11 protein-coding genes and 1 pseudogene are annotated in these 13,109 nt (G+C 54.5%); 5 read left to right on the plus strand and 7 right to left on the minus strand.

From position 1 onward, the window contains the following. A partial coding sequence (locus tag RBB62_RS09110) for a helix-turn-helix domain-containing protein (RefSeq protein WP_309398445.1) occupies positions 1–197 on the minus strand: 197 nt, incomplete at its 3' end. A 69-nt stretch (positions 198–266) separates the two neighbouring features. After that, on the minus strand, positions 267–2,345 hold the full coding sequence (locus RBB62_RS09115) for an aldo/keto reductase (protein ID WP_309398446.1): 2,079 nt from the start codon (positions 2,343–2,345) through the stop codon (positions 267–269). 21 nt (positions 2,346–2,366) lie between these two features. Between RBB62_RS09115 and RBB62_RS09120 the strand changes: the two genes are divergently transcribed. Together RBB62_RS09120 and RBB62_RS09125 are read left to right on the plus strand one after the other, a co-directional pair. Then, complete coding sequence (locus RBB62_RS09120) at positions 2,367–3,188, plus strand: helix-turn-helix domain-containing protein (protein WP_309398447.1); 822 nt, start codon at positions 2,367–2,369, stop codon at positions 3,186–3,188. A gap of 760 nt (positions 3,189–3,948) precedes the next feature. After that, positions 3,949–4,707 carry a hypothetical protein gene (locus RBB62_RS09125; protein WP_309398448.1) on the plus strand — a complete coding sequence of 253 codons (759 nt, stop codon included), beginning with the start codon at positions 3,949–3,951 and terminating at the stop codon, positions 4,705–4,707. A gap of 58 nt (positions 4,708–4,765) precedes the next feature. Here the strand turns inward: RBB62_RS09125 and RBB62_RS09130 are convergent, their stop codons facing one another. After that, positions 4,766–5,257 carry an endonuclease V gene (locus RBB62_RS09130; RefSeq protein ID WP_309398449.1) on the minus strand — a complete coding sequence of 164 codons (492 nt, stop codon included), beginning with the start codon at positions 5,255–5,257 and terminating at the stop codon, positions 4,766–4,768. Between the two features lie 188 nt (positions 5,258–5,445). Between RBB62_RS09130 and RBB62_RS09135 the strand changes: the two genes are divergently transcribed. After that, the gene (locus RBB62_RS09135; protein WP_309398450.1) at positions 5,446–6,015 is read left to right on the plus strand and encodes a hypothetical protein; all 570 of its coding nucleotides are present in this window, start codon (positions 5,446–5,448) and stop codon (positions 6,013–6,015) included. A gap of 36 nt (positions 6,016–6,051) precedes the next feature. Here RBB62_RS09135 and RBB62_RS09140 read toward each other — a convergent pair whose 3' ends face one another. Together RBB62_RS09140 and RBB62_RS09145 are read right to left on the minus strand one after the other, a co-directional pair. Further along, on the minus strand, positions 6,052–7,071 hold the full coding sequence (locus RBB62_RS09140; RefSeq protein WP_309398451.1) for a zinc-dependent alcohol dehydrogenase: 1,020 nt from the start codon (positions 7,069–7,071) through the stop codon (positions 6,052–6,054). Further along, entirely contained in the window at positions 7,068–8,444 is a 1,377-nt protein-coding gene (locus RBB62_RS09145) for an FAD-dependent oxidoreductase (RefSeq protein ID WP_309398452.1), read from the minus strand. The genes RBB62_RS09140 and RBB62_RS09145 overlap by 4 nt, the downstream gene beginning before the upstream one ends. 65 nt (positions 8,445–8,509) lie before the next feature. Here RBB62_RS09145 and RBB62_RS09150 point away from each other — a divergent pair, with 65 nt between their 5' ends. After that, positions 8,510–9,355 carry a helix-turn-helix transcriptional regulator gene (locus RBB62_RS09150; RefSeq protein WP_309398453.1) on the plus strand — a complete coding sequence of 282 codons (846 nt, stop codon included), beginning with the start codon at positions 8,510–8,512 and terminating at the stop codon, positions 9,353–9,355. 272 nt (positions 9,356–9,627) lie between these two features. Here the strand turns inward: RBB62_RS09150 and RBB62_RS09155 are convergent, their stop codons facing one another. After that, positions 9,628–10,719: a mandelate racemase/muconate lactonizing enzyme family protein gene (locus RBB62_RS09155; RefSeq protein ID WP_309398454.1), complete on the minus strand. Its 1,092-nt coding sequence runs from the start codon at positions 10,717–10,719 to the stop codon at positions 9,628–9,630. Positions 10,720–10,965: 246 nt separating this feature from the next. On the opposite strand from RBB62_RS09155, the gene RBB62_RS09160 reads away from it, so the two are divergent. Next, positions 10,966–12,285: a hypothetical protein gene (locus RBB62_RS09160; RefSeq protein WP_309398455.1), complete on the plus strand. Its 1,320-nt coding sequence runs from the start codon at positions 10,966–10,968 to the stop codon at positions 12,283–12,285. A 390-nt stretch (positions 12,286–12,675) separates the two neighbouring features. Here RBB62_RS09160 and RBB62_RS09165 read toward each other — a convergent pair. Continuing rightward, positions 12,676–13,020 (minus strand): annotated as a pseudogene (locus RBB62_RS09165) (transposase); the annotation flags it as partial. Positions 13,021–13,109: the final 89 nt, after the last annotated feature.

A 13,109-nucleotide genomic window follows, 5' to 3' on the forward strand; every position in this document is an offset into this window, starting at 1 on the left:
GAGCTCACCGTGTGAGCGCATACGCCCACTTCCTCGGCGATGGTCTTGTTGTTAAGCCCCTCATGCATCCGCATCAGCGCACGAGCACGACGCGATTCGCCCTGAGGTAGATTACGGCGACGAAGAAGGGTTTGAAGATACCCAAGCTCATCGGTGTTTAGCTCAATCTTTGCTACATTGCGTCCACGTGTTTCCATCCAAAAGAGCATGAATGGGCTCTCCGAAAAAGTACAGATTATTTTGAGATAAACTTCGCTGACACCACACTAGAGATAACATGAAGTTGCCGGGTCCAGCCACCTCCGCTCGTCCTCGGTCAATGCGATGCGCAAGCCTTCGAGCGATGTCCGCAGCTCGGTAATCGTGCGGGGGCCGATGATCGGAAACGTCGGGAAGGGCTGGCTGAGTACCCACGCCATCGCCAGGTTGATCGGCAGCACGCCTTTCTTTTCAGCGAGCTGGTAGGCGCGCTTTTTGCGCTCGAAATTGCGGTCGCTGTAATAGCCCTTCACCAAGAGCCCATTGTCCTTTTTATCCGGCGCGCTTTGCTCGGTGAAGAAGCCTGCGGCTTGGCTCGACCAAGCGACCAGCGGCACGTTGCGCTCTGCCAGCCAAGCTTGACGCTCAGCATTCGAGCAGGACTCCGTCCCCGGCCAGACCGGGTTAACCATCTCCGCGAGGCTCAACTGATTCGACAAACAAACCGGTCCACGCACGCCCTTGGCCTGCGCATAGGCAGCGGCTTCATCGTAGCGCTCGGGTGTCCAGTTGGAGAGCCCGTAAGCGTGAATTTTGCCGGCATCGATTTGCGCATTGAGTAAGTCCACGAACTCGCCCACCGGCACGTCAAGGTTGTCGCGATGCATCAGGTAGAGGTCAATGTAGCCGCAATAATTCGTCTTCAGCAGGCGGTCGATTTCGTCCGGCATGTAGTCCGGTGTGCAGTTGGGCGTATGCGCGCCCTTGTCAATTATCACACATTCTTCGCGCACGCCGCGCATCGTCATCCAGCGTCCGGCAAAGCTCGGTTTCGTCGCCCAGCCACGGTAGATGCTGCCGTCATCGAAAACATTGCCGCCGCGCTCGAAGTAGGCATCGAAAAGCGATACGCAGTCCGTAAACAAGCGCTGCGTGTTGGGATGCCCCATACACAGACGCGCCATTGGCTTGGCCACGCCAGGCATTTCCGCGCTCGGAATTTCGCAGCCGCGCGCCCAACCGGTACCATACACGCAGGGGAACTTCGGACCCGGTTTTTCCATTTGATAAACCAAGCCGATCTCCTGACGCCAACGGTCGAGTGCCTGCATGTTGCCCAGGGTATCCTCGACGCTCATCGCGCAATTGAGCAAACCGCCGCCATGCGCGAGCTGGTGCAGCGCCTCGATTTCGTAAGTGTAAAGGTGGCGCTCCACAAGCGGCTCGAACACCTCCGGCTGCTGACCTTTGCGCTGCAAAGTAATCGGCTCACGGCAAAACCAGAAATCCTTCACGTGAATCGTCCCTTCCGTGCCCTGCACGAAGAGCTCGTTTTCCGCATTGGCGCGCACAGCGGTAAAGGCCTCGGCCACGATGTCGCCCTCAAAAAGCATGACTGCGCTCGTCCACACATCCACGCCGGTCTTCGGGTCGAGGCGCCCCACCGCCTTCAGCTCCTTTGGTTCGAGGAAGCGCTCACCATGTGCCGCGCCCGCCAGCAGACGGCACATCGACACCGGGTAGCAACCGACATCCAGAATGCCGCCGCCGCCCAGTTCGTTGGCCTGCAATCGGCTTTTCAAGTTCTCACCACAGTCAAAAGCAAACGACACCCGCATACGCTGCACTTGGCCGATGGCCCCGCTTTGCACGAGCTCGTAAAGCTTCGCAGTGGCCGGATGGCAGCGATACATAAAGGCCTCCAAAAACACCACCCCGGCTTCCGCCGCAGCGTCCACCACCGCTAGCGCATCGCCGTAATTGAGCGTCACCGGTTTTTCGCACAGCACGTGCTTGCCTGCGCGGGCGGCCTTGATCGCCCATTCCGCGTGCATGGGGTGCGGTGTGGCAATGTAAACCGCGTCCACCGTCGGATCATCGAGCAAGGCCTGGTAACTATCATAGGCTTGGCCACCGCCAAACTCATCCAGAAACTTCTGCGCCCGCGCCTTATCGCGACTGGCGGCAGCGTAGAGCACACCCGTGTCGGTGTCGTCGAGCCCCGCAGCGAATTTACGCGCAATGTTACCCGGGCCGATAACGCCCCAGTTAAAAACTTTCGTGTCGGAAGAGGAGAGGGAAGCAAGCGTTGTCATACCACCAGCATACGCCACATCACCCTTGAAAACAAGCGTCAGTCTGGTCATAAAGTATAAAAATCTTGCTATATGCCCCAACTCGCCAGCAGTCCGAGAATCATCATCGCCGGCAAAGCCCGACACGATCAAAAGTCTCCCAACCGCATACGCCGCCCCCAAGGCCTCCCCCACTGGCTCCTTGAATACACCACTGCGGGCGAAGCTTGCATGCACCTAAGCGGGCAAGATGTAACCGTAGGCAAACACAGCCTATTCCTCTACGAGCCGGGGGCACCGCAATCCTACGAAAACCATGCCAACTCTGGCGCATGGACCCACTACTGGGTGTGCTTTCAACCGCGCTCTGAGTGGATCGACTGGATGCGATGGCCTCGCGAAGATACCGGATTTGGCCTTTTGCCAGCGCTGGACCCCACCATTGCTAATCATGTAAAATCCTGCTTCATCGACTTGGTGAAGGTTTTCCTTGGCCCCTTGCCCCAACGCCAAGCGCTAGCGATGTCGCTACTCGAACAGCTGCTGCTTTGGAGTGACTCCGCCAACCCCAACACCGCCGCGCAACGACTCGACTCACGCGTTCGGCGTGCCATGGCCTACATCTGCGAACACTACCGCGAACCGCTCACGCTGGACGCGATTGCGGCCGCCTCCGGCATCTCCATTTCCCGGCTGGCGCATCTATTTCCTCAGGAGATCGGCGTCACCCCGATGCGCTACCTGGAGCAACACCGCATTGAGGTCGCGCGGCAGCGTCTGGCGGGCACCACGGACTCCATCACGACCATCGCGGAACACGTCGGCTACGGCAGCGCGAGCTATTTCAGCAAAGTCTTTCGCGCCAACGAGGGCTGCACGCCGCGCGAATGCCGCACCCGCGCCAACCAAGGCTAGCATAACGTTCAACAATAGAGGCGGCGGTATCACTCCTAAGAGCGCCGCCAGCATGGACCTGCTATTTTGACTGTATATATGCTAACTCTTAAAACGAATCTCTCTGCTATCCATTCACGATAATAAGACGCCCTGCCCCTGTGTTGCCTCTTGGGGATAGGGCTGTAGCCGACTGAGAATGTGGCAAATGCTGTGGCTTGGCAGTTCTTTATGAGCGCCGTGCGGTCGCACGTTTCGCATCCCACCCGAGTTCGAAGACTGAGCCGACTACAAGGTCGTCATTCGCGCCCGCGCGCCATGCCCCGAAAAAGCCTACTTAGGAAACTCAGAAAAGCCTGCGTAGGAAACTGGCCAAAGCCTATACGGTTGTTTCCGAAAAGCCTATGTAGGAAACTCAAAAAGAACCGCTCGGTTCTCTCCCTAGTACAGCATCGGTTGTCGACCAAGTACAGCCACTGTTGTTGCTCCAGTACAGCATCGGTTCTTTTTGAAAACGCAGGTGTGGGAATTGAAAAGCACCCTGGATGGCATCACTGAACGTCAAAAAGCTGGTTGATGATGTCGTGGCAGAGATCCACTTCGAAAAATGTTAACCCGAAATGCCTGCCTCCTTTCTCCCTTTCTGGGCTGGTCAGCGAGGCATGGGATTCACCGGGCGTAACTGTGTTTCACGGTGGACTTAAATTGATAAACAATGCAAGGTTGATTCACGAATCACAATGTTACACATCAGCGCCTTAGATGATTTTATGGGTAGAGTATGAACCTTCAAATTGAGCAGTTCTTCAGAGAAATCTTAGTCAGAGATTTTAAGCGGCGAGAAGATGGTGATGCTGCTCAAATCATTGGGATCCAATGGTATGCCGATACGGCCCCAGCGGTAACCTTTTCTGAAGGTATAGAGAAATCGATTTCTGGGTATTTCGGATTAAGCGACTCCCCAGCGGTAACCTTTTCTGAAGGTATAGAGAAATACTTCGATGATCTGAATACATCCACTTTATGGCTGAACGTAGCTGGCACTAAAACCGAACCGGACGAGAAGCTTCTGGAGTTTGCGCACACGGCCTTGGTCGAACTTGGTCGCTTTGCGGCAAAATTACCACAATGGGCCATTGAAGACTTTGAGCTATGTGGACTGACTTTCCCATACGGATGCAGAGATAAGTGTTGGTATATAGAGATGATTTCGGAATATGGATCCATGATCGATTTCGCGGTGTTCAGTGGGCTTGAAAATCGCGAAGCAGAAGTCCTGTCCGTTGATTCAGCTATCACATTTCAGCGCATCCCAGACTTGATCGACTCTGCGATTCGAGCATTGAATGTGTGTGAGGATCAGAACGCTCAGGAATTGGTGAATTACGTTAGAAATGGCAGCTTCTTCGGCGACGAGATTATTGAGCGCGTCTATGAAGCATTTATTAGCTATGCTTCGCCTGACAACACATGGAACTATGAAATGATTGCATCAGGCCTACAGACTGCGATGGCCATGAAAATGAATGGATTTAAATGAGCCACTTCTTTCAACGCAGGCGATAGTAGTCCAGAGATCGAACAGATAGCTATGCGACTCACCATTTACGGCACAACTGATCCACCTGCTTTAACAGAGTAGGAATGCGGTGAGGTCCGTGCATTAAGGCAATCGCGTTGCAGGCGTCCTTTAAATCAATGCCAGATGTAGTCACATAGAGCGGGTTTTTACTTATGCCTCGGAGAACCTCACCAGGATGACTTCCCGCGAAATAACTCTTAGCTACACCAATGACTTTATATGCGGGACCGACCGCATTCTGCAAATGTGCACCGAGGCCTGGCTTATCGCCCAGCTTCACATAGCCATCTACAATGATCGTATAGAAAGACACTTCCATCTCATCTATGAGTGCAAGAATGCAGGGCAACTCGCGCCTGTAGAATTCACCCGGATGATATTCTTCGGTTTGAGAAATGCGCTTAGTGTAGCAAGCTACTGAGTCAGCATCTGCGTATTCCTCGAAAACGACGGCAGCTGCATGGGCGCTACCATCTTCAGCATAGTCGACATCGAAAGCGGCAATCATAGACTTTGTTAATTCCAGAACACTGTTCTTTGGGCTTAACGATGATGGTGCAATCGTATTTATGCTGCAATGCGGAGCAGAAACAGAAACCTGACCCTGTGCTATATTTTTGGAAAAAGTTATCGACCTACGACTGTGGCAATGTCAGCTAAAATAGCAGTATGAGATAGTTGAAGTAGTGTTTTGTTATGAATATAAAATTATTGATGTTTGTGTTAGGGGTGACGACTGGTGCGTTATTGAGTGCTTTGTTGTTTAGGGAGCGAAGTATTCCTGATAAGATATCAAAATTTTCTAATGAAAGTGTTGTAGATAAAAGAATATTGTTTGAGGAGTTTTCTCAATCTGCTGAAGGAATGATGTTTATGATGGCTGTATTGGGTGATGACGGTTGTAGTGTTGAGGATCGAAAGATGGCTCTGTCTGGAATCCTTAACACTTCATTTGTTTATAATGGTGCGTATCTGTCTACCGCTCACGCCACGCTTGATTCGGAGGATTCAATTAGAGCAGAGACAATTGGTATTTTGTCTAATAAGTATTATGTTTTGCATGGTTCATTGCTGAATATTATTTTCAAGTCTGCGTACTATGAAAATGATCCTGGTATAAAGGGGGATAAGATTAGTTTTATTGCTTTGCTTATCGGCCGTGATGATCAATTTATCTGGAAGCTGCTTAATGGATATTCAGACGATGTTGATGTTGGAGTCTATCTAGAAGAATATTACCTGAGTAAATCGAAGGGGACAGACTAAAGGCCTGACCCTGTGTTGTCTCTTTGATGAGGCGCGCTAAACATGACTCCAATCCAAGAGGATGCCGAGATTGTCTTGAGACGGGTCCGAAGCCATAGCGTAAGCTTCCTTAGCCTCGGTTGCAGGAAAACGGTGGCTGGTTAAGCGAGCAACATCGAGCTTGCCATTGGCTAGTAACCTGAGCCCGTAATTAATCATACGGTCCGGTGTCCAATTATTGCGCGGAGCAAAAGCCAATGCCGGATGATTATCGTGAGCCCCCAGTAAACGGACACCGCGCAGGATGATATCCTTAGTAATGTGCTGGCCATTTGGGTCGCCGGGGTCGCCCAGCAACACGACCTTTCCGAAATCGCGGACCATTGCCAAGCAGTGAGGCAATACGGCCGAAGAGCCGGTCACATCAATCACGATGTCAGGCGCTTCGCCGTAACAAGCTTGGAGCACGGCCTCGCCCGATTCCCCAATGCCGGACGCAATAACGTGCGTAGCGCCGTTTGCTTGCGCGGTGTCCAGGCGTGACTGGTTGGTGTCAATAGCGATGATCGTTTCACAACCCGCGTGCGCCATATATTGCACTGCCAATTGCCCCAAGATTCCGCAACCGACAATGACCACCTTTGAGCCCAATTCGGGGTCCGCGGTTCGGGCTCCTACCTGAACGATTTTCAGCAATCCAACCCAAGCCGCCAGGCTGGCATCCAAGCCATCCGGCAAGCGGTAGAGGCTTTCTGCATTCACACACACATGGGAAGCATGCGCGATGCGGGCGGCCACGCGATCGCCTACCGACCATTCCTTAGCGGCTTCACTGCCGACGGCAATGATCCGCCCCGCTGCGCTGTAGCCAGGCGTATGCGGATACTTGAGCCAGTCATCCCAATGCGTGCCCGCCGCAAAGCGACGATGCAGGCAGGTGAGCTCGGTGCCAGCGGAAATCAGGGACCAGTCATTTTTGACAATGACTTCGTTTGCGTTGGGTTCGCCCAGCTCGCTGGAAACGAGTTCCACTTCTCCTTGGGCAACGAATTGAACGGTCTTGGTTGGGTAACTCATGATAGATAAACTCCTCTCGAAATGAGCTCGGTGCGTAATTGTTGGACGTTGATTTGATGAATGTCTTGGCTCGCTATCGCCATGCTCGCAGCGACGCCGGCGGCCTCCCCCGTCGACAAGCAAACTGGCATGACGCGCACGCTTGCGTTAACGGCCCGATCCGTGCCGATGCAGCGTCCGGCAACGAGCACATTTTTCAAAGCTTTGGGGCAAAGGCTGCGGTAGGGAATGCCATGGGATTCGCCCGGCTGGTATTTCTCAAAACGCCCATGCACGCGCTCTTCCCACGGCTTGTCATCCTCGACTTCTTCCGAATAGAGGTGGATGTCGATGAAGTAGGCGTTGCGGCAGATGTCGTCTTCAAACGAGCGCCGGTCCAGGTAGTCCTTGATCGTTAATTCATAGTCGGCGATGATCCGGCGCGTTTCACGAACGCCCAACAAGGAGCCCGTGTTGATAAGCACTGCCTCACCAAAAATTTCCGGCAAATACTTGGCGAGCCCGTCCCGGTAGAGCTGCGCCAGACGCCGACCTTGCATCACGCCGCGAGAAACGCTTTCCGGCTGGGTGTTGTCGATGTCATAAATATGACCGGCATTGAAGCTCATGCAGCCGGGGCCAGTCAGGGCGACGCAGATGTGGTCATCCGGAATTTCTTTAAACAAAGGGTCTTGGCGAATCTCGTGGATGACGGATGGGCGGTCGCCTCTTGGATTGATGAGATCCAGCGAGCGGTCATCGCCAGTTTTCTGACAGTTAGCCAGGGTGAAACACATGGTTGAGGGCATCAACTCACCGCCCTGATCATCGCCCATATGAATGTCGACATCGCAGCGGGCAACCAAGTCGGCATCTCCCGTGCAGTCGATAAACACGGCGCCGCGGATCAAGTGTAGGCCCGCTTTATCCGCTACGACCAGACCACTCATCAGGCCTTCCTCATCGGACACCACGTCCACGACCAAGGTGTCGAAGCGAACTTCTGCGCCGCTATTCGTGACCTCTTCATCGTAGATGACTTTGAGGTGCTCAAAGGAGATAGGAACCCAGTCCAGACGATTGGGATCAATGTGTGGGGTCGACGCAAGAGAGCGGCTCAACATACGGCCTGCGAAGCCGCGGTGAATTTGCTGTTTACGGTCGCTGTAGGGACACCAGGCCGGAACTCTCGCCAGTGTGCCCATGCCTCCAAGTGCGCAGCAGCGTTCGATCAGCAATGTACGGGAGCCACTCGATGCAGCGCCAACGGCCGCAGCGCAGCCCGCAGGACCACCGCCAACGACAACGACATCCCAGTCGCCAGCATGGTCCAGTTGATCAGGCGACAGTTGAAATGAACGACTTTTCAGCCCAGGGATAGGTTCGCTTTTCATGCCAACAGTATATTAAATGGAGAAAGATTGCTCAATGGGGGCAAACCGCATACTTTTGCGTTTTTATGACGTATAGGTCTTTTAAGACTAAAAACAGCCTCACCGAACAGGCGCTTGAGCTGATTGACAGTGTCGAAAGCGCCTGGGATTGCCGTATCACCATCCACGATCAGCTTGGGTGTCTGGCGCTCGACGGCACCCCGCTGCTCCCTAAAAATCGCTACGAGCACTCGCATCGTTTCTGTCGCTGGCGGCGATACAAGCAGACCGGCTGGCACACCGCCTGCAACCAGCATTGCCTCTACGACATGGGTAAGTATGTGCTGCGGGGCAGTGGCTGCCACAGCTGCTGGAAGGGAGCACAGGAAGTTGTCTGCCCAATCATTGTAGGTGACGCTCACATGCTCACCATCTTTGGAGGCGTCTTTCGCGGAATCCAACCCACTGGGATCGAGGGGAGCGTCGCTTGGCAGGAAGAGTGGAGTCGTTTGCCAGAGCTATCCGCAGCTGATCAACGTCGTTTGGTGTCGCAACTACAGATGCTTGGGCACCACCTATGCCAACTGGTTCAGCCACGTCCGAAGAGCAGCATCACGCGCAAAGAGCGCATTGAGCTATTCTTCGCGACCCGAGCCCATGAGCCCGTCATGCTTGGTGATTTGGCCAATGAGCTCGGGCTCAGTGATGCCCAATGCAGTCGTGAAGTGAGTCGCCTGATGGGAAATTCATTCAAGAAGCTCTTGCAACTTGAGCGACTGAAACGCGCAGCGATACTCTTGCAATATTCCGAACTGAGGGTTGGCGAAGTCGCGCAACGTGTTGGCTTTGGCGACCCTTACCATTTCAACCGCATCTTCAAGGTGCAATACGGTTCCTCACCCGGGGCCTGGCGTTCCGATACGAAAAGCTGACAGAGTAAGGAAGAGCGTGGTGCATAATCATCAAATTGCGAATATTAGGATGCGCAAGGACTACTTCGTTAAATTCATTTAGAACCGCCTCAGGAAGGTTCATGAGGTGGAGATGGCCGCAAAAAGGCTCACAAAACACAAATACTTGCTGCGCTGCCTACTGGTCTTGCGCTCTTTTGTGCCTTTTTGTGGCGATCTATTCTTTCTAACTAAGTAGAACTATGTTGCCTGCAGCGATTGGATCGCCGCCGCCGTCTGACCTTTGCACTTATTCAGTTTGCGCTCAATCGCCACCCCAGCCCGTGTCTCTCGGGGATTGCGATGCAGCCGTCCACAATGTCGAAGGGAGTGGTTAGTATATCGGTGCGCAGTTGATTGCGATTGATGTCCCATTCGCACAAGCCCTCTGGGCAACCCGCTGCATAGTGCAGCGAGGCGGCTTGCCCAATTGCCGATCCGAGAAAGTGCGGCACCACTCGTTTTCCGCCGAGATCAGCTTTCAGCAAGTTTAGCGCGAAGCTTGGCATCGTGTACTTGGTGATGTCGGGCTGGAGAATATCGAGTGGCAAAGCGAGCGTCTGCGTCCAGTGCTCCTCGTCGGCCATCAACTGGTTTTCGCCGCCGGAGATCGGTATCGGGCTTAGCCGCCGCAGTTCACCGAGCCGATGTTCATCGTTCCTCGACAGTGGCTCCTCAAGCCATTGGATATCGAGCCCTGCCAGCATCGGCAACCACTCGAGTGCTTGTTCGAAGGACCAACCGCGGTTCACGTCGACTGCAACCTTGGCATGCTCGCCAACATGTTGCTTGAGCGTATTGAGGTTGTAACGGTCAATGGCATCGCCAAATCCTAGTTTGAGCTTAAATAGCTGCACGCCTGCCTGCATGTGGGCATCGACCAAATCAAGTGGAAGCGGGCTGTTGATGCCGCTGGCGTAGAGCCGAATTCGGTCATGGGGCTGTTCAAACCACAGCTTGGAAAGGGGGAGCTTTGCGCGTTGGGCTTGGATATCCCACAGTGCGAGTTCCATTGCGCTCAGTGCTTGAATCAGCGGTCCGATCGTACCGGCTTGATGAGCCGGGCCCGAAAAATCTTTATAAGCCTGCGCCATGGTTGTCTCAATGGAATCGACTGCTTTCCCACGAAAATAGGGAAAGATACCTTGTTCAAAAGCGGCGATTCGCTCAGCCCATGCCCAAGTGGGAAAATTCACCCAACTTTCGGCGACACCCGACACGCCATCGGTGTCGACTATCTCGATGAATAGCGCATGCCGCTCAGTCATTTCGGCAAAAGCAGTTTTAACAGCATGTGCTATGCTCACAGACCGATGACGAACTACGCATTTATCGATTTTCATCATCGCAGGAAAATAGATCTAAAAGCCTGGGTCAATGGCGTGATTTGGGCGACTTGATAGTGTGCGCTCGGAAGTTTTAGGCTATGTGGCTTCAGTCGCTTCTCGTGGCAAGTCGTTGATAGAGGCTTTGATCGTCTTTGGGCATCGGTTGGCCTGAGTGCCGCGGTGGCTGGGAATCGCAGAGATGCGATGCATACCTATTGCAGATTTCGCGGGATGTGGTATTCTATAGGCTAATCTGTTGCGGAAATGAAAATTATCTCTCTTGTTTGGGCGCTGGTCGCCCTGGTGGTCGGCGTAGTCATTGGCTACTCTTTGTCGTCTGGCGATGCGCCGACGGGTGAAACTCAGGTTGTCGCGTCTGCGCCGAAAAAGGACGCCCTGGCGGCGACGAAGGCGCGCGAGGCAAGCTTTGCTGTGGATGAAGTCACCGGCGAAGAGCAACTGGCCGAAATGGTGACGGAAGAGGATGTCCGCATTGCGGCGTTTCAGGAATATCTAGCCCTCAGTCAGGCGCAGCCGCTCAAGGCCGCGCGCGAGGCCCTGCAGTCGACCAACGATTTGGAGCGCATGATGAAGCTTTCCATGCTGCTCGAAGGGGCGTCGGCAGATGACTTACCCGCGATCGCGGAGATCATCCAAGAAGAGTCCGATGGCTGGCAGCGCATGCAGCAGATGGGCATGCTTTATTACGCTTGGGGCCGCGTGGATGCGCCGTCCGCAGTGGCTTACGCCGAAACGCAGGGTGGCCGCGCAGCTGGCATGGGTGTCACGGCGGCCTTGTCTTCCTGGGCGCGGGTGGACCCGTCTGCCGCACGTTTTTGGGTCGAGGAAAGCGAAGATCCGGGCCGTTATCGGCGTGGGCTGCTGATCGGCTGGAGCGAAAGTGACCCGACGGGCGCTCTACAATATGTGTCTGCGCAAGAGGGTGAAGGCTCGATGCTTGATCGCTGGAGCGGTCGGCAATTTGCGCGCAATTTAGTGAATGCGCGCGGCGTTCTGGCCCTCGATGATGTGGCGGCGATGTCGAACAATGAGACGCGTCGCGAGCTGTTGGAGCGCATTGGCAGCGAGTTGGGTGAAAACGACCCCGCTAGCGCCGCCGCACGATTGTCCCGCATTGAAGACGCCGACATTTTGCGCTCAACGATTCCTCAGCTCGCGCAGCAGTGGGCGCAGGATGACCCCGTGGCCGCCATCGAATTTGTTTCCCAATACCAGAGTGATCCGAGCATCTACCAGCATGCGATGGCGGAAGCCATTGAAGAGTGGGCAGAGCGCGATCCTTACAGCGCGGGGAATTACCTGAATGAGCAACCGCCCTCGCCCGAGCTGGACCGCGCCGTGGCGGAGTATTCCCGCGAGGCGGCCCGCGTTGACCCCGATGCGGCCATGACTTATGCGATGTCGGTCAACGACGATGGCATGCGCTCGCAGGCGGTCCAGCAAGTGGCGCGTCAGTGGAATCGCAATGCGCCCGAGGCCTATGCCAAGTGGGCGGCGGATAATCCCGAGATCGCGCCGTCGGCTGATTCACTGCAAGATCGCCGTGGCGATCGACGCTGGTAGGGTAGGGCGCAGTATTTTTAATTAGTGCTTCCGGTAAAAATCAAGTATGCGCATGTTGATTCGCATGTTTCAGACATGGCGGTAGGCTATGCGGCCAGTCGCCCGGTAGCTGACTTAGATGAAAAGTGCTGCTATGAAGTTTTTTGAGTCAAGCATGCTGTTTGTTATTTTTTCTGGTTGAAGTCCTCCCTCGTTTGCTCGCTTGTTTTCAAGCGGCTTATACTGCTATGCGCGCGACTGGTCGGCGCTTAATGACGTATTCAATGTCGTTTGAGGGTGGCAGGCGGTCTTATCTCTAGAACGGGCTTGGCCCATACATTTTTCCAGACGCGCTCCTTCACCGAAAGTTTTGTTTGGTTGGCTTTTCTACTTTGTTTATCTTGAGCGAAGTTATCCTATTGACGGTTTGATGAGCAGGCCGATTTGCTCGGGGGTGGTTTGCTCGGTAAAGAGTCGCCACAGGTCCACGGCCAGTCGTCGTGTGACGGCGACGATGGCTTTTTTCCTGGCTGCCGGGGAGGTTTTCTTTTCCAGCAAGGCGGCGCGGAACTTTTGGATCGGCGGGTAGTCGGGCTGATAGCGCACCAGGCGCCAGGCGCACTCGACCAGCTTGGCGCGCACGCGCGGGTTGCCGTGTTTGGTGATGTGGCCCTGCCGTCGCTTTTTGCCCGAGGAGTGTTCGCTGGGGCACAGTCCGGTGTAGCTGCTGACTTGGCGGCGGTTGTTGAAACGACTCCAGCCAAACGGACCAGCCTCGTAACAGGCATACACCTGCTCGGCCTCAGACTGCTGCTTGCTCACGAAGCGAAGAAAAGACTCACGAG

This window comes from Cerasicoccus maritimus, assembly GCA_031296935.1.
Taxonomy (GTDB): Bacteria; Verrucomicrobiota; Verrucomicrobiia; order Opitutales; family Cerasicoccaceae; genus Cerasicoccus; species Cerasicoccus maritimus.

Excerpts from the sequence above, each read along its gene's own strand:
- RBB62_RS09155 (WP_309398454.1), bottom strand. The coding sequence starts at position 10,719 with ATGATGAAAATCGATAAATGCGTAGTTCGTCATCGGTCTGTGAGCATA.
- RBB62_RS09150 (WP_309398453.1), top strand. The coding sequence starts at position 8,510 with ATGACGTATAGGTCTTTTAAGACTAAAAACAGCCTCACCGAACAGGCG.
- RBB62_RS09120 (WP_309398447.1), top strand. The coding sequence starts at position 2,367 with ATGCCCCAACTCGCCAGCAGTCCGAGAATCATCATCGCCGGCAAAGCC.
- RBB62_RS09160 (WP_309398455.1), top strand. The coding sequence starts at position 10,966 with ATGAAAATTATCTCTCTTGTTTGGGCGCTGGTCGCCCTGGTGGTCGGC.
- RBB62_RS09145 (WP_309398452.1), bottom strand. The coding sequence starts at position 8,444 with ATGAAAAGCGAACCTATCCCTGGGCTGAAAAGTCGTTCATTTCAACTG.
- RBB62_RS09130 (WP_309398449.1), bottom strand. The coding sequence starts at position 5,257 with ATGATTGCCGCTTTCGATGTCGACTATGCTGAAGATGGTAGCGCCCAT.
- RBB62_RS09135 (WP_309398450.1), top strand. The coding sequence starts at position 5,446 with ATGAATATAAAATTATTGATGTTTGTGTTAGGGGTGACGACTGGTGCG.
- RBB62_RS09115 (WP_309398446.1), bottom strand. The coding sequence starts at position 2,345 with ATGACCAGACTGACGCTTGTTTTCAAGGGTGATGTGGCGTATGCTGGT.
- RBB62_RS09140 (WP_309398451.1), bottom strand. The coding sequence starts at position 7,071 with ATGAGTTACCCAACCAAGACCGTTCAATTCGTTGCCCAAGGAGAAGTG.
- RBB62_RS09125 (WP_309398448.1), top strand. The coding sequence starts at position 3,949 with ATGAACCTTCAAATTGAGCAGTTCTTCAGAGAAATCTTAGTCAGAGAT.